Consider the following 15,885-nt stretch of genomic DNA (forward strand, 5'->3'; position numbering starts at 1 on the left):
CCCTTCAGCAACAATTTGCATGTCCCCTCTAGGAAACAGGAATAGGACGCAGGATGAAAACCATGGGAACCCGCTTTGTGATGCTGCTTATTGGCCTTGCGGCCTTGCTCCAGTTAGAGGTGAGACGGACGGCCCGGCAGCACCGTCTTGGGGGCGGACAGCGCAGCGATGAACAGGATAACGGCGAATTGACCGTGACGAACCGAGGCGATGATCCTGAACGCGGTGACGTTCCGGGATGGGTGATGATAACCCTGATGTCCGCCGTCCTGGTCGCAGCACTGTTGGCGCTTGCAGGCCCGGCACTGGAGGCGATGTTCAACCAGGCAATGGACAAGGTGGGGAACTGAACCATGACGGCGTCCGCTCCCGGGCCGGCTGTGCAGCCTGAGTTGTCCCGGCACGGCGAGCGGGGTTCGGCCGTTGTGGACTTTGTCCTTGTCGGGGCGCTGCTGACGATGTTCTTCCTGGCGATCATCCAGCTGACGCTTGTATTGCACGTCCGGAATACGCTCATTGATGCGGCTGCATCAGGGGCGCGCTATGGGACCCTTGCTGACCGCACCGCCTCCGACGCCGAGGAACGAACGCGCAGGCTCATAAGCATGGCGTTGAACCAAGGCTTTGCGGAGCAGATCAATACCCGGGAAGTAAACGTGCAAGGGATGCGCACACTGGAGGTGACGGTCCGGTCTCCTATGCCCGTTATTGGTCTGATCGGACCGCGGGACATGCTGGAGGTGAAAGGGCATGCGGCCATTCAGCCCTGATGCCTCCCGCTCCACATCATCGCGCGGGGCCACGGTACGGTCCTGTTCCAACGCCCACCTGCGCTTTCGGGCGCGGCTGGCAGAAGTGCTGTGCCTGCAGAGACCGGCCGAAAACGAGCCGGGTTGCGCCGCCCAAGGGCCTGGGCAGGGCGCCGTATCCAAACCTTCCATACTGGCCCATGCTGTCCGACAAACGGACCGCCCGCATGAGCACGGAAGCGCGGTAGTCGAGTTCACCTTCCTTGCACTCCTGTTGATGGTCCCGCTCGTGTACTTCGTGATTACGGTTGGCCAGATCCAGGGAGGCTCTTTTGCGGTGGTGGGAGCCGCAGACCAGGCAGCGAAGGTTTTTGTCGCCCAGCCCGATTCCTCCACGGCGCAGGCCGCCGCGGAGCAGGCGGTGGCCCTTGCCCTATCCGACTTCGGGCACCAGCCGGACCGCGCCACCGTGACCGCCGCCTGCAATCCCGCGGACTGCCAGGCGGCGGGCACTGCGGTAACAGTGACTGTAAGCCTGAGTGTGCCCCTGCCGTTCATGCCGTTTGCCGAAGGGTTGTCCGCAACAGAGGTGGAAGCGTCTTCCACCCAGCTCGTAGGTCGGTACCGGTGAGTCGCAGGGAAGCGGACGAAAGCGGACAGCTGATGGTCATGATCCTCGGCTACGTGCTCTTGGCGCTTTTGGTGGCGACGGTGGTCACCGGCATAACCGCGGTGTACCTGGAGCACAAGCGCCTCTTGTCCTTGGCGGACGGAGCGTCCCTGGCCGCGGCCGACAGCTACACACTGGGCGAAGTCTCAGCAGAGGGGGGAAGCCCATCCGCTGTCCTCAACCCCGCCCGGGTCCGAAATGTGGCCGCAGATTTCGTCGCCAGGAGCCCCGCCGCGCAGCGCTTTTCCGCCCTTTCCGTCACCGGGGCAACGGGCACGCCGGACGGTTCCACCGCCGTCGTGGTGCTCACTGCCGCCGTTCACCCGCCCGTAGTGAATTTCCTGGTTCCTGACGGCATCCGCATAGAGGCGACCTCCACTGCGCGTTCACGCCTGACCCGCTAAAGCCTGACCCGCTGACGCACTGACCCGCCAACGGTGAAGACGGCGTGCACACCAGCCCACGCGCCGAGCCGGGCAGTATGCCCCGATAGCGTAGGCTTAAACCACCATGGCCAATATTGATTTTTCCGCTGAAATCCGCGCGCTCCGCGCCACCTACGAGTCCATTGAACGCGTTACCGACGTGGAGGCACTCAAGGAAGACATCGCCGAACTCAGCGAGCGGGCAGGGGAGCCGGACCTTTGGGACGACCCCGCGGCCGCGCAGAAAATCACCTCGCGGCTCTCCCACCGGCAGTCGGAACTGGAACGCCTCACCAATCTTGCCGCCCGGATCGATGATCTGGAGGTCCTGGTTGAACTGGGGCAGGATGAGGACGACGCCGACTCGATGGGGGAGGCCGCGGCCGAACTTGAGTCCATCAAGAAAGCCCTCAAGGACCTGGAAGTCGTGACGCTGCTCTCAGGCGAGTACGACGAGCGCGAAGCCGTGGTTTCCATTCGCGCGGGCGCGGGAGGCGTGGATGCCGCAGACTTCGCGGAGATGCTTATGCGCATGTACCTCCGGTGGGCGGAACGGCATGGCTATCCCACTACCGTCATGGATACCTCCTATGCGGAGGAGGCCGGGCTCAAGTCCGCCACCTTCGAAGTGAAGGCGCCCTACGCGTACGGGACCTTGAGCGTGGAAGCCGGAACGCACCGCCTGGTCAGGATCAGCCCGTTTGATAACCAGGGCCGCCGGCAGACCTCCTTTGCTGCTGTTGAAGTCATTCCGCTGATTGAACAGACCGACTCGATCGATATCCCCGACAACGAAATCAGGGTGGACGTGTTCCGTTCGTCCGGGCCCGGCGGCCAGTCCGTGAACACCACCGACTCCGCTGTCCGCCTGACGCATATCCCCACCGGCACCGTGGTGTCCATGCAGAACGAAAAGTCCCAGCTGCAGAACCGTGCAGCTGCCATGCGCGTGCTGCAGTCCCGCCTTCTACTGTTGAAAAAGGAGCAGGAGGATGCGGAAAAGAAGGCGCTGGCGGGGGACGTGAAGGCGTCCTGGGGCGACCAGATGCGCTCCTACGTGCTGAACCCGTACCAAATGGTGAAAGACCTGCGCACCGAGCACGAGGTGGGCAACACAGCCGCAGTGTTCGACGGCGAAATTGACGACTTCATCGACGCCGGCATCCGCTGGCGTACAGACAACCGGAACGCCGAAAAGTAGCCCAGGCTCCAAGGCAGGGGGCCGCTGATCCGGCGACACGCCCCCAAAAGCCCGGCCAACCGCCGGACGTTTTGCGTATAGTCAAGGGGCCGGGGCCCTACTTTCCCCAAACGAAAACCCGTGCACCGGCTGCAGAACTGGGCTGCATCAGAAGAATCAGCCATGCCCTGCAGGGTACTTAGGGCCATGATCCGATTCGAAAATGTCACCAAGGTTTACGACCAGAAAGCCCGACCCGCGCTGGACTCCGTCACCCTTGAGATTGATCGCGGCGAATTCGCCTTCCTCGTGGGTGCGTCCGGCTCCGGAAAGTCCACCTTCCTCCGGCTCGTGCTTAAGGAAGACCGTGCCACGTCCGGCGCCGTCTACGTCGCCGGCCAGAACGTGGCCAAGATTTCCAGCTGGCGCGTTCCGCGCCTCCGCCGGGGCATCGGCGTCGTCTTCCAGGACTTCCGCCTCCTGCCGCAAAAAAACGTGTTCGCCAACGTTGCCTTCGCCATGCAGGTCATCGGCAAGAGCCGCAGCGTCATCCGCGACACCGTCCCCGAGGTCCTCAAAACGGTAGGACTTGAGGGCAAGGAACACCGCATGCCGCACGAGCTCTCCGGTGGCGAGCAGCAGCGCGTCGCCATCGCCCGCGCCGTCGTCAACCGCCCCGGAATCCTCCTCGCCGACGAACCAACCGGCAACCTGGACCCCACCACCTCCATGGGCATCATGGGTGTGCTGGACAAGATCAACCAGAACGGAACCACCGTGGTGATGGCCACGCACGACGACGACATCGTCAATGAGATGCGCAAGCGGGTGGTCGAGCTCAAGAACGGCGTGGTGATCCGCGACGAAGCCAAGGCCCTGTACACCTCGATGATTCCGGTGGTCGGCCAGTCCCGGCGCCTGAAGGATGCAAGCGGCAGGGAAACGCCCGACGGCGGCCTGCCGGGCAACAGCGCCGAAGGCGGGGCCCAGCGATGAGGCTTGCGTTCATTCTTTCCGAGATTGGCAGCGGCCTGCGCCGCAACCTTTCCATGGTGGTTTCGGTCATCCTGGTGACGTTCGTGTCCCTCACCTTCGTGGGCGCTGCGGGCATGCTGCAGATGCAGATCAATCAGATGAAAGGCTACTGGTACGACAAAGTCCAGGTAGCCATCTTCCTGTGCAGTGAAGGTTCGACGGCGCCTGGTTGCGCGTCAGGGCCAGTCACCCCCGAGCAGCAACAGGGCCTCAACGCGCTCCTGGAGTCTCCGGCCGTGGCGCAGTACATCAATGATTTCCAGTTCGAGTCCAAGGACGAGGCCTACAAGCACTTTAAGGACCAGTTCTCCAACTCGCCCATCGTCGATTCCGTGACGCCGGACCAATTGCCGGCATCGTTCCGAATCAACATGAAGGACCCGGAAAAATACCAGATCATCAGTGAGACGTTCTCGTCCCAGCCGGGCGTTGAAACGGTGATTGACCAGCGCCAGCTGCTTGAACGCCTGTTCTCCGTGATGAACGGGGCTTCCCTGGTGGCCGTGGGCATCGCAGGCGTCATGATCGTCTGCGCCATCCTGCTGATCGCCACCACCATCAGGCTCTCCGCGTTCAGCCGGCGCCGGGAAACTGGAATCATGCGGCTCGTCGGGGCCTCCAAAACCGTGATCCAGCTGCCGTTCATCCTGGAAGGCGTTATCGCCGCAGTCATCGGCGCCGCGCTTGCGTCGGCCACCCTGTGGGCGGTGGCGCGGTTTTTCCTGGGCGACTACATGTCGCGCCAGTACCCCGATACGGCCTTCATCTCCTCCGGCCAGACGCTGATCCTCGCTCCGGCGCTGCTGGTCCTTGGCGGATCCTTGGCAGGAATTTCGTCTCTCTTGACCTTACGTAGATATTTGCGCGTTTAGGCTGTGCACACCGACCAAGGAATGCCCATGAACGTAACTGATCAAACCTTGCCCCGTCCCCGGCACACCCGGGGACGGGCTGCTGCGCGCCGCTTGGGGATCGTTAGCGGCGTGCTCACCGTTATGCTCTCCGCCGGCATGGCCGTTGCCACGCCCGTCGCCTTCGCCGATGACCTCGAGGACCGCAAAGCAGCGCTCGAAGCAGAAGCCGCACGCGTGCAGGCGTCCCTCGAATTTGTCGATTCCCGGATTGCAAAGGCCGCCGGCGACCTGGTGATCTACCAGGGCCAGCTGCCGGGCGCCCAGCAGGCGCTGCTCGACGCGCAGGGCCGCGTGGCCAGCGCGGTCAAGGAGTCCGAGGCACTGGCGGCGCGTGTCGACATGGCCCAGCAGAACAAGGCCAAGATCACCCAGCAGCTGGAAACGGACAAACAGAAGATCGCCGACACAAAGAAACTGATCGGCCAGATCGCCACGCAGGCCTACAAATCCGGCGGCGTTCCCTCCAACCTGTCATTGTTCTTCGGTTCCAACAGCGGCAGCAGCCTGACTGAAACCATGGACCTGGCGGACCAGGCCATGCGCAGCCAGAACGCGGCCATGGACAAGCTCAACCAGCAGAATGCCACCAACGTCAACTCCGAAGCCCGTCTCCAGGCCGTGGAAGCTGAGATCAAGGACCTCAAGGCGAAAGCCGACGCCGCGCTGGAAAGGGAAAAGGCTGCGCGCGACGAAGCAGCGGCCAAGAAGGCCCAGGTGGACCAACTGATCGCAGACACCACGCGCCTTGACGCTGAACTCCAGGCCGCCAAGCCGGGAATCCAGGCCCAGCTGGCCGGTGTCCAGGCCAACCAGAACCAGGTGGCCAACGAGATCGCAGAACGCGACCGCAAAGCCCGGGAGGCATGGGAAGCGGAGCAGCGCCGGCAGGCAGAGGCTGCTGCTGCGGCTGCCGCCGCCGCTGCCGCTGCAGCCGCGGCAGCGAACCGACCGGCCCCGCCCGTGCAGCCGTACGTACCGCCCGCAGTGGGGTCGCCGTCGGCCTTTGGCCTTCGCCATCCCTTCGACGGCAGCATCCCCATCACCTCAGGCTTCGGCTACCGCACCACCCCGCCCGGAACGATCGACTTCTACGGCACCGGCGGCTACATGCACACCGGGATCGACTTCGGGGCCGCCTGCGGCACCCCCGTATACGCGGCCGCGGCGGGGGAGGTCTTCAGCTCCGGCTGGAACTCCGCCGACGGTGGCGGGTGGCGCGTCAAGATCGATCATGGCCTGGTGCAGGGGAACACCCTGACCACCATCTACTACCACAACTCCAGCATCGTCGTCTCGAACGGGCAGCACGTATCCCAAGGCCAGCTCATCGCCTACTCCGGCAGCACCGGCAACTCCACCGGCTGCCACGCCCACTTCGAAACCTGGCTCAACGGCAAGGCCGTAGACCCCATGGGCCTGCTGTAGGGCAGAACAGCGCTGCCGTAGACTGGGATAGCTCCGCGCCGCCAGGCGGGGAGCTGCCAACCTGAACTTGAGGAGTTTTCCCGTGCCTAAAGAAAGTGGCCGTAAGGTGGTGGCCACCAACCGCAAGGCCCGGCACGACTACCACGTGCTGGACACTTACGAGGCCGGCATCGCGCTGATGGGCACCGAAGTGAAGTCCCTGCGCGAAGGCCACGCCTCCATGGTGGACGGATTCTGCACGTTCTATAACGACGAACTGTGGATGGAAGCCATCCACATTCCCGAGTACAACCAGGGCAGCTGGACCAACCATGCTGCCCGCCGGCGCCGTAAGCTGCTGCTGCACCGCGAGGAGCTCATCAAGATCTCCCGCAAGGTCCAGGAAGCCGGCTACACCATCGTGCCGCTGCAGCTCTACTTCGTGGACGGCCGCGCCAAGGTGGAAATTGCCGTTGCCCGCGGTAAACGCGAGTACGACAAGCGGCAGACGCTGCGGGAGCAGCAGGACAACCGCGAGGCCCAGCGCGAGATGCGCGAACGCAACCGGCGCCGGTAGGAATTATTTCGCCGGGGCATGCGTTACTATGGATAGTCCGGCAGGCTTGCCAGCCGGTTTGGTAACAAAATACGGGGATGATCGGTTTCGACGGTGTTAGTCGCGACAGGTGAAGCGGGCCGAGGATGCAGAATTATCTCGTAAACGCTTTCTGCAAACCAATAAGTGCCGAATCTAAGCGCACTGACTTCGCTCTCGCTGCCTAAGCAGTAAGACAGTCCGTCAGCCCGGGGTTGCTATCGCCCCGGATCCTGGCGTCATTTAGATAGCCACTGCTGTTTGCTCCCGTCATCGGAGTAAACGGGACTTTTAGATGACTGGGCCCGGATCAGCCAGCTGTTTGCAGCATGGCTGGGGCCGAGAAAATCCGACGCAAACTGCGCCCGGAGAAGCCCTGACAACACGACATCGGACGGGGGTTCAATTCCCCCCATCTCCACCAAAAAAGCCCCGGTTTTCCGGGGCTTTTTTATTGTCTGTGCACCAAAGTACGGTGAGTGTGCACTAGAAAAGGGGGAAGTACCGATGGCAAGCATCGTGGAGAAGCGCGGAAAGAAAGCCACCACCTACATGCTGAGGTGGCGGGAGAACGGGCAGCAGCAGAACACAACGTTCCCGGACCTCGCCACGGCGGAGGTGTGGAAGGCGCTCCTGGACGCGAACGGGCAGTCCATGACTGCCGCCCAACGGGCGGTGGAAAACGCAAACATCACCGGGCCCACCGTCGTCCAGCTCCTGCACAAGCACATCTCCCTCCTGACCGGTGTCGGGGCGGACCAGATGGGCCGTTACAAGCGCTCCATCGACCACCACTTCGTCGGCACCGCTCTCGGCCGGCTGCCCGTCGCCGCCGTCGCCTACGAGGACGTCATCCTCTGGGTCAAGCACATGCAGGAGAAGCCCGGCCGGGCCGCGGGAACCAAGATGCGCGCCAAGACCCTCTCCAACCACCACGGCTTCCTCTCCGCCGCGTTCAACACCGCCGAGATCCTCGGATACCGGCAGGGGAACCCATGCAAGGGCATCAAGCTCCCCAAGGACGCCAAGGGCGGGGACCAGATGCGGTTCATGACCAAGGACGAGTTCCTGGCTCTGGACGCTGCCATGGATCCCTGGTTCCGGCCGTTCTTCAACTTCCTCGTGGACACCGGCCTCCGCTTCGGTGAGGCCACCGCACTCCGCGCTGAGGACTTCGAGCTGGACGGGGAAGTCCCCGTGGTTCGGGTCAACAAGGCGTGGAAGGAAGACGAGTCCGGGGCCTACTACATCGGGCCGCCGAAGACGGAACGGTCCTGGCGGACAGTGCCCATGGCCGCGTCCACCGTAGAGCTCGTCCGGCCCCGTGTGGAGGCCGCGGGGGATGGACTGGTGTTCACCCTCAAACGGGGCGGTCCCATGCGCTCAGGAGCCACCTACAACCGCGCCTGGGAACCAGCGTGGAAGAAGACCGGGGTCCCGAAGGAGAAGTGGGCGCGGATCCACGACCTCCGGCACACCCACGCCTCGTGGATGATCGAGGGCGGCATGGACCTCTTCCAGCTCTCCTACCGGCTCGGGCACCAGTCCACCCTGACCACGGATGGCCGTTACGCGCACCTCATGCCGTCCTCGAGGCAGTCCGGCGCGGCGATCGCTTCGGCTGCCCTGGCTCGCTAACCGAACTCCACGTACCGGCCGTGCCATTCGCCATCACCCGGCCGGCGGACGCCTGCCGCCGGAACCCAGCAGTTCAGGTACTGGAAGGTCTCATCCGTCCACGCCACAGACACCCACTCCTGGGTGTAGTGGGTCGCATAACCGTGCACCTCAACGGTCCCACCGCCGGCCAGGGGGACTTGGGCGATGACCTCGGGCTCTCCGCCATAGACGAACCTGCGGACGGTCCCAAGGGGCATCTCCGGGCGCGGGTCGGCGTGCTCGTACTCAGCGCCATCCTGCACGAACTTGGTCTGGTTGTCGAAAAGGCCCACGCCACCACTTAACCACCAAAGAGCGCCCCACCTCCGCAGAGGCAGGGCGCTAGGGTGGATCCGTGAAAGTTATCGGCGTGATCCGCTCCAAAGAAACACAGACCATCGAGATCGAAGCATCCTCCTATGAGGAAGGGCGTGCCCAGCTCGATGCCCAAGTCCCGGAGGGATGGCAGTTGCAGTCCGTCAGGACCGAGAAGTAGTGCCTGAAGTGAAGCGCCGGTTCCTGACGATCGAGCAGGTAGCCGAGGAACTCAACGTCGGGCAGCCGCTCGTCCGAGCGCTCATCCGCTCAGGGGAGCTCCGCGGGATGCAGGTGGGTGCAAGGGGTGTTTGGCGCATCTCCAATCAGGACGTCGAGGAGTACATCAGCCAGGCCTATCAAGCCACAGCGGAGCGCTTAGCAGCCGGCGAACTGTCCGACGACGATACCGCTTCCGACTAGGGGAACTTAACCGGTCGATCTTGGCCTTTGGATGCCGGCGCTGGGGCGAACCCTGGTTACTCAAGATGCGCTCCAGCCCCGGCCACCAGCGAGCCCCCCAACAAAAGGACCCGCTGACCCTATTCGTACCCTGCACGCATGCGGCCAAACCCGGTCTTAGGTGTTTCCCCAAGCTTTCTCCAAGTTGGCGTTCGGACTTGGAGCAACGAGGGGAACTTAACCGGTCTTATTGGCCCCCTAGGATGGTGGCCATGGCAAAGGTGAGGTGGACCAAGGCTTCCTTAGCGGAAGCATTCAGAGAACAGATGGACTTCCTGGAGACTTCGGCCGAGCTATATGACCAGGGCAAGACGTCCGAAGCAAAGCGGATGGCGGTGGTGCTGCGCGTGCTCTTCCGGCACTACGGGAACAGCCACGCACTCCTCGCGCAGATGGGATTCCTTGATGATCTCAAGTTGCTAGACACTGCGGACTTAGATTCAACCGTTCTCCGCGCAGGGGCCATGAACATCCGTTTAGAAGTTGAGACCGCTGACGGCGAACGATTGTTCGCGAAGACTCGGCAGGACGGCCTGGTTGAAGTCGTGAATCAGATGGGGCGCCCAACCTTTGTCCCACCTCTCGCTGCCCGACGAGGCAGTTCCAGGATGCTTCGCTTTGATCCGTGGTGGACGGGTGCCGTTATGGACTTTCCAAACAATGAGCGTTTCAGTCGCTGGAATTTAGTGAACATGATGGCCAACCAGGACGGTGGAGCGCATGTTGATCCAAAGGGAATCGGCTCCGCCTATGCTGCATTTCGGAGGACCGGCCATGGTTCGGTCTGGTCAAATAGCGGGGACGTGGCAGCGCTTAGCCTGCCTGATGCCCAGTACTTTGAAGGTGATCCAAGCGCAGCGTCGATGCGGCAGATTGCTTATGAAGTAGTGACTAGCCTTTCCGAGAACGCAAGGCTGCAAGAATGGGTTAGAAGCCCCTTGTAGGTGTAAAGGCATCCAGCCCTGGGCGCGCAGACCCCCTAGGATTGCCTCATGACTTTGGGGGAGACTTTAACCGAACCTTCGTGGCGGGTACACGTTCTCGACGGCTGCAAAGCCAAGATATTGAGAGCACGCGAGCTGATCGAGGAGGTAAGCCACAGTATCAACGTCTGGCTTACTGGCCATGGCCCGATGGTGTTTGACGTTGCCGATGCTGGGGACTCCAGATGGCTTATCTTGATGCCTGAGATGGACCGTCCACCAACGCGCCTTGGCATTCTAGTATCGGATGCGCTGCACAATCTGCGTTCTTCTCTAGATCACTTGATTGTCAGCCTCGTGCTTGCAAACGGAGAGCACCCGGGCCAAATACAGTTCCCCTACTGCGAAACGGAAGACAGTTGGAACTGGCGAATCCGCAACAAAGAGTTGGGGAGGATTGCTCCTTGGGGTTTAGACATACTTCGTCAGCACCAGCCTTTCTCCGGCGCATCGAGCCTCCTCTTGCTGCGTGAAGCGTCAAACGCTGACAAGCACAACTACTATTTTCCGTTGAGCATTGGCTTCCGCCATGGAACTAGTTTGAAAATCGATGTCGCGGACGGGCATTGCTCCGTGCTCCGGCTCTTCGAGTACATGACTCCTATTTTCCCGGGCCAGCCAATCTATGAGGTCAAGACAAAGGGCGCCGAGCCGCAAGTTGAGTCCTCTGCGATTGCATTGAAGTGCGGATTTGGTCTTGTTCACGACGGTGGTTTGGGCTTGGACCTTTGGCTTTTGCGTCAAATGGCTGACGACGCCGAATCTATCTTGAATTCGTTCCGATCTTCACCCGCGAGTGGCTAATCGGTCCTCCTCCTGGATGTAGAATCAGGGCAATCACATTCATTTTTTGGGGGAGAACTATGCCGCGCACGCCTGCAAAGAAGCCGAAGCGTCTGCCGAGGAAAATGCAGTACACCGCCCTCGCCGTGCTCGCTGCGGTGACCTTCGCGGTTGTGGGCTTCGTGCTCGTCAGGCCGGAACCCGTGGTGACTGCCCAAGCGCCGGTAATGGTCTCACCGTCACCAACGCCGACGAGTAAGTCCCCACTAAAGATTTGGTTCACTGGCGACTCACTGACCAAGGGGCTGTACGCCTCCGCCGAGGCCAATGGCTTCGCCCGGGTCGCTACGTCCTACCTCAGCCGCACACGCGAGGTCACTGCGAGCTACACGTCCGAGGCTGGAGCGAACCTGGCGAAGGTTGCCAGCAATTACCCGATCCCGTCCGGCATGGACGTGGCCGTTGTGGAACTGGGAACCAACGACGCCGGCAAGGGAACAAAGGTTGCCGACTTTGAGCCCGCGTATGCCGACTACCTGGCGAAGATCAAACAGGCATCGCCTGAAGCGACGGTCATCTGCCTTGGCATTTGGGGCAGCACCTACAACAACGAAATTGCTTTGTTCAACACCGCAATTGAGAAGCAGTGCAGCGCTGCCGGCGGCCGGTTCATCCCCGTCTCCGGGATCTACCAGACCAACGGTATGCGCAGCCTTCGCGGTGACGCTACGTGGGCCGGTGTGGCGGATGATTTCCACCCGTCCGACACCGGCCACGCTGCGATCGCCAACGCTGTCACTTCCCGCGTAGACCCCTAGTTAGACTGCCCCAGCAGGGGCCCAAGCCGTCCGGCGAGCCACCGGGCAACAAAGTCGTAGCCTGCGGCGTTCGCGTGGGTGAAGTCGCTGGACATGTACTTGTCAGCGTTGCCGTCTGCCTTCAGGGACGTGGTTGCCCCGGTCCCGGAGAACAGTGGAGCGTTGGTGTCCATGTAGTCGATGAACGGGACGCCTCGCGCCGCGCATGCCGCTTTGCCCTCGTCCCGGAGCGTCAAGTAGGCCGCCTTGGGTGTGCCGGCAAACAGCGGCGACGTGACGATCATCTTCATGTTGGGCAGCGCTGCCTGGAGCGTGTCGATGCAGGTGCCCAACTCCGGCCCCACTTGCCCCTGCCAAGTCGGCCAGTTGTTCTCATCGTTGATGCTCATCTGCAACACAACCACGTCGGGCTGGTAGGGGATGAGGTCGGACGCAAACCGCGTCCGGAAGTTGCCAATGGTCGGCACGCCGGAGTTCGGCTGCTTCAGGCCCGTGGACGGAACGCAGAGGTTAGTCCTCGCGTCCTGGAAACCAAGCAAGGTGGACGCCAACTTGGGGTAGGTGAGCGACTTATCCACGTTCGTACCCGAGATGCCGTGACCATATGAGTCAGTCACCCACATGATTCGCGGAGAGGGGCGTGAAGGCGGCACGACTGTATCTGTTGCGGAATGCCGAACGCCAGAGAACAGCATGGGTCCAGCAGGCGACTGCATTTCGAGTCGGATACGCCGGTAGCGAGCCGAACCAAAGTCGACTTTGAACCAGTAGGCGCTGCCGTTGGTCAGCCCGCTGACGGCCGAGGTCAGCGCCTGCGGCGTCAAGGAGTGCGGCACCTCGTCCACCCAGAGGCGGAAGAACGAAGTCGTGGCAGCCTGGAGGCGGAACTCGAAGGTCTGGCCGTCGAAGTCGAAGTCGATGCCGTAGTTGCCGTCCCAAACCGTGTAGGTGCCGTCCGTGCGGACTGGCCCACGGGGGTAAGCCGAGTTTCCACCCAAGCCGTTGTCGAAGAAAGGGGCGCCGAAGTTCCGGAACCCGGTCCAGTATGGTGACTTCAGGGTTGGCAGCGTGTTCGCTGTGGCCGCTGTGAAGGTCGGTGCCGGCGAAATGGTACTGGTGGGGTACGCCATGCCGCGCACGGCGGAGCTGCCGTGGAGGGACGGCATGCGGGCGGTGATCTGCTTCTTTGCGGCGGCCTTCGCCATGCCGAGGGTTACGGGGTCCATACTTACGCCGCCTTCGTGATCGAGGTCAGGTTGCCGTTGGTGTACCCGTAATTCCGGGTCGTGATGACGCCGTTGACTGTCCGAGAGTCCGTGGCCACCGTGCCGTCAGAGTTGTAGGTGTAACTCGTCGTGATGCCGTTTTCCGTCACGCTCTGCACGCTGCCATCCGTGTTGTAGACGATGGTCTGCGCGGCAGGAAAGGCCCCGGCATAAGTGGCAGAAAGTGCCGCTTCTGTCTTGCTGCCCTTCGTCTTGACCGCCTGTTCGATCGCGTCGTCCGTGGGGAGGACGTTGGCGCCATTCTGGCCAGGAGGACCCGGGACGCCCGGAGGGCCCACGACGCTGCCGGCGTCCACGGTGCCACCGTTACCCTTGGTCAAGATCAGCTTGCCGGACGGGTTCACCGCCGCTGCCGTGACCCGGTCAGCCGCAGCAGTTGCAGCCGAGTTGGCAGCGTCCTGCGCTGCTTCCTTCGCCGCTACAGCCTCATCCTTCATGCCCTCATAGGCCGTGAAGAAACCATTGAAGCTTGCCCCGAACCATGCCACCCGGTCCAGGGTCGGGTGCACGAAAGCCGAGCCCATGCCCATGGCGTTCACCGTGATCGGGTTCGGCAGCGGGGACCCCGTGGTGTCCTTGAGCGCAATCGGGGTCTTGTTCGGGTCGGCAGGGTCGTAGATCGTGATCGAAGCGTTCGCCGCGACAATGTTCGGGTTGCCGGGGTCCTTCGCAAAGATCGGGTCATAGGTGTACGCCATGTGGGGCCTCCAAGTGGGCATGAAAAAAGCGCCCCATCAGGCGCTTCGGTGGGTTGGGTTAGGTCAGGCTTTGTCAGGAGAAAGCCACGGCAGGTACTTCCGGGCAAAGTCGATGACCTTGGGCAGCGCCATCACTCGGGTGATAGCACCGGCCACCGCGGTCACGCCGGCAGCTACAGCGAACATCCACAACCGGAAGCCCTCGGGCAGGTGCTCACCGAACTGCTCCACGATGGTCTGGACAACCTCCGGCAACAGCCCAGCAAAAGCAAGGAAAGCGGGGATGCCTACCTGCACAATGGTCCGGACAACAGCCCGCCACGGATACTGCGCCTGCGTGGCGACTTCTGCGCGGTGCTCAGCCATTGGTCTGGGCCCCCTGCACGGTCACATCCACCTTCACGGTGCCCTCGCTCAGTGCGGCGGTGACAGCAGCCTTGATCTGCTCCACGGTGCCGCCGTCACTGGCTGCGCTGGCGGCCACCGCGGCGATGACGTCCAGTGTGCCGGAGTCGTGCCAGGCAACCATGGCTCCGAGGCTGGTGTTGTCGCCCAGCCCCGCACCCTTGCCCTGCCGGCGGATCGGGGTGTTCAGGACGGTGTCCGCGGTGGCACGGACAACACTTGCGTTGTTCGCGTCCGCCCACTGCAGAGCGGCAGCAAGGCTTGTCTGCCCCGACTGGCCCGGACCTTGCCGGTCCAGCTTGTAGTTCATGATCTCTTTGGCGATCTCTGCTGCAGAAGGCATGTCGTCCTCTTCCTGTGCCTGTGGTGCTGATTGGTTGGTGATGGCCCCTTGGTAGGAGAGGCCGGTGCTGGGCTTCAGCTTTTCGGGGCGCGGGCGGAGGACGCCCTTTAGTGCTCCGGTGCCGTTCTGGCTGTAGGCCAGCCGGGCGCGGTGCGCTGGTTTGTCGGAGTACCAGCCGCCGTCCACGAACTTCAGCGGTGCGCCGAAGCCGTCCTGCTGCAGCACATCGATGTAGGTGTTGGTCGCCGACTCGGTGGGCGCTGTGTGGCCCCACTGGTTGTACTGGTCCCCGCCGAACACGAGCACGTCGCCGCGCTGTGGGATGAACCCGTGGTAGTAGTCGATGCGGATCCAGTACTCATCGGAGGCTGCGTCCAGCAGTTGCCGGGCGCCGTTCACAGCGCCAACGCACTGCGGCCACGGAACCCCGAAGATGAACTCCGCGTAATGGTCCACCGCATCCACGCACTGGTTGCCATAGTGCCCGTCGGGGTCCAGAGCCTCGCCAAGCGCGAAGCTGAACCAGTCATCAATGATGCTCATGGTGTCCCTCCAAGGATTGTTGGGCGGCAGGTGCCGCCGTCGCTCGTGGTGCCGTCTGTGTACGTGATGATCCAGCGGCCGTCATTGCCGCAGAACGCGGACTGAATGCCCCGGCCGGGGTCACCCTTCGGACCCGCAGCGCCGGGAGCCCCAGTGGGTCCAGCAGGACCGGCAGGCCCTGGGACGGTTGAGTCAGCCCCGGGCGGACCAGATGGGCCAGGAGGCCCGGCCGGTCCGGTGGCACCAACAGGGCCCGGTGCGCCGTCTTTGCCGGGTGCACCGTTCGTCCCGGCGGCGCCGAGGAGGCCAGCCAAGCCGGCCGCCCCTGTGTCACCCTTCGGTCCAGCAGGTCCGGCGGCTCCAGTCGGTCCCGGGAATCCCTGCTCACCCCGCGGCCCTTGCACTCCCTGAGCGCCCTGTGGGCCAGCCAGCGGGGCGCCAGGCTCGGCCGCTACCTGTTCGGCCTTCCGGCAGATGTTCGCGCCCGCCGGCGTCTGCTGAAAGTCAGCGGTCTTACACGCCGCGTCGAACTCCTCAGCGAGGTTCTGCTTTTCCTGCTGCTGAGTCTGGCCATACACCGCGTTAGCCGAAGCGAGGCGGGCGTTGTCCATCGCGAAG

The 15,885-nt window shown here is 62.9% G+C and carries 20 protein-coding genes and 1 other RNA gene; 16 read left to right on the forward strand and 5 right to left on the reverse strand.

All coding sequences use genetic code 11. The annotated features are described in order from the left end of the window. Positions 1-53 precede the first annotated feature (53 nt). The 11 genes from FBY30_RS13515 to FBY30_RS13565 all read left to right on the forward strand — a co-directional run bounded on the left by FBY30_RS13515 (position 54) and on the right by FBY30_RS13565 (position 8,610). The gene (locus tag FBY30_RS13515; protein WP_142133315.1) at positions 54-350 is read left to right on the forward strand and encodes a hypothetical protein; all 297 of its coding nucleotides are present in this window, start codon (positions 54-56) and stop codon (positions 348-350) included. Positions 351-353: 3 nt separating this feature from the next. Further along, entirely contained in the window at positions 354-770 is a 417-nt protein-coding gene (locus FBY30_RS13520) for a TadE family protein (RefSeq protein WP_142133316.1), read from the forward strand. A gap of 256 nt (positions 771-1,026) precedes the next feature. Continuing rightward, on the forward strand, positions 1,027-1,380 hold the full coding sequence (locus FBY30_RS13525; protein ID WP_142133317.1) for a hypothetical protein: 354 nt from the start codon (positions 1,027-1,029) through the stop codon (positions 1,378-1,380). Then, positions 1,377-1,823 carry a pilus assembly protein TadG-related protein gene (locus FBY30_RS13530; RefSeq protein ID WP_235009446.1) on the forward strand — a complete coding sequence of 149 codons (447 nt, stop codon included), beginning with the start codon at positions 1,377-1,379 and terminating at the stop codon, positions 1,821-1,823. Before FBY30_RS13525 ends, FBY30_RS13530 begins: the two co-directional genes overlap by 4 nt. Positions 1,824-1,929: 106 nt before the next feature. After that, the gene (gene prfB / locus FBY30_RS13535) at positions 1,930-3,045 is read left to right on the forward strand and encodes a peptide chain release factor 2 (RefSeq protein ID WP_142133318.1); all 1,116 of its coding nucleotides are present in this window, start codon (positions 1,930-1,932) and stop codon (positions 3,043-3,045) included. A gap of 186 nt (positions 3,046-3,231) precedes the next feature. Continuing rightward, positions 3,232-4,020 carry a cell division ATP-binding protein FtsE gene (gene ftsE / locus FBY30_RS13540; RefSeq protein ID WP_142133319.1) on the forward strand — a complete coding sequence of 263 codons (789 nt, stop codon included), beginning with the start codon at positions 3,232-3,234 and terminating at the stop codon, positions 4,018-4,020. Then, positions 4,017-4,931 carry a permease-like cell division protein FtsX gene (gene ftsX / locus FBY30_RS13545; protein WP_142133320.1) on the forward strand — a complete coding sequence of 305 codons (915 nt, stop codon included), beginning with the start codon at positions 4,017-4,019 and terminating at the stop codon, positions 4,929-4,931. The genes ftsE and ftsX overlap by 4 nt, the downstream gene beginning before the upstream one ends. A gap of 27 nt (positions 4,932-4,958) precedes the next feature. Continuing rightward, a complete protein-coding gene (locus tag FBY30_RS13550; RefSeq protein ID WP_142133321.1) occupies positions 4,959-6,398 on the forward strand; it encodes a M23 family metallopeptidase in 1,440 nt (479 codons plus the stop codon). An 82-nt stretch (positions 6,399-6,480) separates the two neighbouring features. Then, positions 6,481-6,954: an SsrA-binding protein SmpB gene (gene smpB, locus FBY30_RS13555; protein WP_043453530.1), complete on the forward strand. Its 474-nt coding sequence runs from the start codon at positions 6,481-6,483 to the stop codon at positions 6,952-6,954. 73 nt (positions 6,955-7,027) lie between these two features. Continuing rightward, positions 7,028-7,396: a transfer-messenger RNA gene (gene ssrA / locus FBY30_RS13560) on the forward strand. Positions 7,397-7,479: 83 nt separating this feature from the next. Next, positions 7,480-8,610 carry a tyrosine-type recombinase/integrase gene (locus tag FBY30_RS13565; protein WP_142133322.1) on the forward strand — a complete coding sequence of 377 codons (1,131 nt, stop codon included), beginning with the start codon at positions 7,480-7,482 and terminating at the stop codon, positions 8,608-8,610. Here FBY30_RS13565 and FBY30_RS13570 read toward each other — a convergent pair. After that, a complete protein-coding gene (locus tag FBY30_RS13570; protein ID WP_142133323.1) occupies positions 8,607-8,924 on the reverse strand; it encodes a hypothetical protein in 318 nt (105 codons plus the stop codon). The genes FBY30_RS13565 and FBY30_RS13570 overlap by 4 nt on opposite strands. 62 nt (positions 8,925-8,986) lie before the next feature. On the opposite strand from FBY30_RS13570, the gene FBY30_RS20820 reads away from it, so the two are divergent. From FBY30_RS20820 to FBY30_RS13590, 5 genes are all read left to right on the forward strand, one after another. Beyond that, a complete protein-coding gene (locus FBY30_RS20820) occupies positions 8,987-9,127 on the forward strand; it encodes a hypothetical protein (RefSeq protein WP_200830689.1) in 141 nt (46 codons plus the stop codon). Then, positions 9,127-9,369, forward strand: coding sequence for a helix-turn-helix domain-containing protein (locus FBY30_RS13575; protein ID WP_327437014.1), 243 nt, complete (start codon positions 9,127-9,129; stop codon positions 9,367-9,369). Before FBY30_RS20820 ends, FBY30_RS13575 begins: the two co-directional genes overlap by 1 nt. 251 nt (positions 9,370-9,620) lie before the next feature. Beyond that, positions 9,621-10,352, forward strand: a complete 732-nt coding sequence (locus tag FBY30_RS13580) for a hypothetical protein (protein ID WP_142133325.1) — start codon at positions 9,621-9,623, stop codon at positions 10,350-10,352. A gap of 48 nt (positions 10,353-10,400) precedes the next feature. Next, entirely contained in the window at positions 10,401-11,195 is a 795-nt protein-coding gene (locus FBY30_RS13585; RefSeq protein WP_142133326.1) for a hypothetical protein, read from the forward strand. Between the two features lie 104 nt (positions 11,196-11,299). Continuing rightward, positions 11,300-11,992, forward strand: coding sequence for an SGNH/GDSL hydrolase family protein (locus FBY30_RS13590; RefSeq protein WP_160141473.1), 693 nt, complete (start codon positions 11,300-11,302; stop codon positions 11,990-11,992). Here FBY30_RS13590 and FBY30_RS13595 read toward each other — a convergent pair. The 4 genes from FBY30_RS13595 to FBY30_RS13610 all read right to left on the reverse strand — a co-directional run bounded on the left by FBY30_RS13595 (position 11,989) and on the right by FBY30_RS13610 (position 15,267). Then, complete coding sequence (locus tag FBY30_RS13595) at positions 11,989-13,218, reverse strand: SGNH/GDSL hydrolase family protein (RefSeq protein WP_142133328.1); 1,230 nt, start codon at positions 13,216-13,218, stop codon at positions 11,989-11,991. The two genes, FBY30_RS13590 and FBY30_RS13595, sit on opposite strands and share 4 nt — an antisense overlap. Before the next feature lie 2 nt (positions 13,219-13,220). Further along, the gene (locus FBY30_RS13600) at positions 13,221-13,976 is read right to left on the reverse strand and encodes a hypothetical protein (RefSeq protein WP_142133329.1); all 756 of its coding nucleotides are present in this window, start codon (positions 13,974-13,976) and stop codon (positions 13,221-13,223) included. A 63-nt stretch (positions 13,977-14,039) separates the two neighbouring features. Next, positions 14,040-14,342 (reverse strand): hypothetical protein, encoded by a 303-nt coding sequence (locus tag FBY30_RS13605; RefSeq protein ID WP_142133330.1) that lies wholly within the window; start codon positions 14,340-14,342, stop codon positions 14,040-14,042. After that, positions 14,335-15,267: a CHAP domain-containing protein gene (locus tag FBY30_RS13610; RefSeq protein ID WP_142133331.1), complete on the reverse strand. Its 933-nt coding sequence runs from the start codon at positions 15,265-15,267 to the stop codon at positions 14,335-14,337. Before FBY30_RS13610 ends, FBY30_RS13605 begins: the two co-directional genes overlap by 8 nt. Between the last annotated feature and the right edge of the window lie 618 nt (positions 15,268-15,885).

It is taken from the genome of Arthrobacter sp. SLBN-83, from assembly GCF_006715285.1.
Taxonomy (GTDB): domain Bacteria; phylum Actinomycetota; class Actinomycetes; order Actinomycetales; family Micrococcaceae; genus Arthrobacter.

Excerpts from the sequence above, each read along its gene's own strand:
- FBY30_RS13585 (WP_142133326.1), top strand. The coding sequence starts at position 10,401 with ATGACTTTGGGGGAGACTTTAACCGAACCTTCGTGGCGGGTACACGTT.
- prfB (WP_142133318.1), top strand. The coding sequence starts at position 1,930 with ATGGCCAATATTGATTTTTCCGCTGAAATCCGCGCGCTCCGCGCCACC.
- FBY30_RS13515 (WP_142133315.1), top strand. The coding sequence starts at position 54 with ATGAAAACCATGGGAACCCGCTTTGTGATGCTGCTTATTGGCCTTGCG.
- FBY30_RS13600 (WP_142133329.1), bottom strand. The coding sequence starts at position 13,976 with ATGGCGTACACCTATGACCCGATCTTTGCGAAGGACCCCGGCAACCCG.
- FBY30_RS13610 (WP_142133331.1), bottom strand. The coding sequence starts at position 15,267 with ATGAGCATCATTGATGACTGGTTCAGCTTCGCGCTTGGCGAGGCTCTG.
- FBY30_RS13565 (WP_142133322.1), top strand. The coding sequence starts at position 7,480 with ATGGCAAGCATCGTGGAGAAGCGCGGAAAGAAAGCCACCACCTACATG.
- FBY30_RS13580 (WP_142133325.1), top strand. The coding sequence starts at position 9,621 with ATGGCAAAGGTGAGGTGGACCAAGGCTTCCTTAGCGGAAGCATTCAGA.
- FBY30_RS13605 (WP_142133330.1), bottom strand. The coding sequence starts at position 14,342 with ATGGCTGAGCACCGCGCAGAAGTCGCCACGCAGGCGCAGTATCCGTGG.
- FBY30_RS13550 (WP_142133321.1), top strand. The coding sequence starts at position 4,959 with ATGAACGTAACTGATCAAACCTTGCCCCGTCCCCGGCACACCCGGGGA.
- FBY30_RS13520 (WP_142133316.1), top strand. The coding sequence starts at position 354 with ATGACGGCGTCCGCTCCCGGGCCGGCTGTGCAGCCTGAGTTGTCCCGG.
- FBY30_RS13595 (WP_142133328.1), bottom strand. The coding sequence starts at position 13,218 with ATGGACCCCGTAACCCTCGGCATGGCGAAGGCCGCCGCAAAGAAGCAG.
- FBY30_RS13590 (WP_160141473.1), top strand. The coding sequence starts at position 11,300 with ATGCAGTACACCGCCCTCGCCGTGCTCGCTGCGGTGACCTTCGCGGTT.
- FBY30_RS13525 (WP_142133317.1), top strand. The coding sequence starts at position 1,027 with ATGGTCCCGCTCGTGTACTTCGTGATTACGGTTGGCCAGATCCAGGGA.
- ftsX (WP_142133320.1), top strand. The coding sequence starts at position 4,017 with ATGAGGCTTGCGTTCATTCTTTCCGAGATTGGCAGCGGCCTGCGCCGC.
- ftsE (WP_142133319.1), top strand. The coding sequence starts at position 3,232 with ATGATCCGATTCGAAAATGTCACCAAGGTTTACGACCAGAAAGCCCGA.